The sequence below is a fragment of the Brassicibacter mesophilus genome, from assembly GCF_050433385.1.
Taxonomy (GTDB): domain Bacteria; phylum Bacillota; class Clostridia; order Tissierellales; family Proteiniboraceae; genus Brassicibacter; species Brassicibacter mesophilus.
The window spans coordinates 1-1,671 of sequence record NZ_JBNPXI010000055.1 but is presented as its reverse complement, the minus strand read 5'-3'; the positions used below and the strand labels follow the sequence as shown (position 1 = coordinate 1,671).

Here is a 1,671-nt window from a genome sequence, read left to right as displayed (position 1 = left end):
CTTTGAAAACTGAACAGTGAAAAGACAAGTTTAATAACAGCAAAGCTGTTAAAACAACTTATGAATTAACGTCAACGTTAATACATTTGAGTTAATGGAAAAACTTTTATTTGAGAGTTTGATCCTGGCTCAGGATGAACGCTGGCGGCGTGCTTAACACATGCAAGTCGAGCGAAGTTTAAAGTAGGAAGCCTTCGGGTGGAATACTTTAAACTTAGCGGCGGACGGGTGAGTAACGCGTGGGAAACCTGCCCTATACAGGGGGATAGCCTCGGGAAACTGGGATTAATACCCCATAAAACTCTAATATCGCATGATATGTGAGTCAAAACTCCGGTGGTATAGGATGGTCCCGCGTCTGATTAGCTAGTTGGTGAGGTAAGGGCTCACCAAGGCGACGATCAGTAGCCGGCCTGAGAGGGTGAACGGCCACACTGGAACTGAGACACGGTCCAGACTCCTACGGGAGGCAGCAGTGGGGAATATTGCACAATGGGCGAAAGCCTGATGCAGCGACGCCGCGTGAGCGATGAAGGCCTTCGGGTCGTAAAGCTCTGTCCTAAGGGAAGATAATGACGGTACCTTAGGAGGAAGCCCCGGCTAACTACGTGCCAGCAGCCGCGGTAATACGTAGGGGGCGAGCGTTATCCGGATTTATTGGGCGTAAAGGGTGCGTAGGCGGCCTTGTAAGTCAGGTGTGAAAGGCTACGGCTCAACCGTAGTTAGCACTTGAAACTGCAGGGCTTGAGTGCAGGAGAGGAGAGTGGAATTCCTAGTGTAGCGGTGAAATGCGTAGATATTAGGAGGAACACCAGTGGCGAAGGCGACTCTCTGGACTGTAACTGACGCTGAGGCACGAAAGCGTGGGGAGCGAACAGGATTAGATACCCTGGTAGTCCACGCCGTAAACGATGAGTACTAGGTGTTGGGGTCGACAGGCTTCAGTGCCGCAGTTAACACATTAAGTACTCCGCCTGGGGAGTACGGTCGCAAGACTGAAACTCAAAGGAATTGACGGGGGCCCGCACAAGCAGCGGAGCATGTGGTTTAATTCGACGCAACGCGAAGAACCTTACCAGGGCTTGACATCCCTCGGACAGAACTAGAGATAGTTCCTTCCCTTCGGGGACTGAGGTGACAGGTGGTGCATGGTTGTCGTCAGCTCGTGTCGTGAGATGTTGGGTTAAGTCCCGCAACGAGCGCAACCCTTGCCTTTAGTTGCCAGCAGGTTAAGCTGGGCACTCTAGAGGGACTGCCGGTGACAAACCGGAGGAAGGTGGGGATGACGTCAAATCATCATGCCCCTTATGTCCTGGGCTACACACGTGCTACAATGGCCGGTACAACGGGCAGCGAACCCGCAAGGGGGAGCGAATCCCTATAAGCCGGTCCCAGTTCGGATTGTGGGCTGCAACTCGCCCACATGAAGTTGGAGTTGCTAGTAATCGCGAATCAGAATGTCGCGGTGAATGCGTTCCCGGGCCTTGTACACACCGCCCGTCACACCACGAGAGTTGGTAACACCCGAAGCCAGTGAGCTAACCTTTTGGAGGCAGCTGTCGAAGGTGGGATTAATGATTGGGGTGAAGTCGTAACAAGGTAGCCGTATCGGAAGGTGCGGCTGGATCACCTCCTTTCTAAGGAGAACTGCTTTTCACTGTTTAGTTTTGA

1 rRNA gene is annotated in these 1,671 nt (G+C 52.5%); it reads left to right on the top strand.

Annotation, left to right across the window (positions count from 1 at the left end):
• Positions 1–106: 106 nt before the first annotated feature.
• Positions 107–1,637: ribosomal RNA gene (locus tag HNR33_RS22770) — 16S ribosomal RNA — on the top strand.
• The last annotated feature ends 34 nt before the right edge of the window (positions 1,638–1,671 follow it).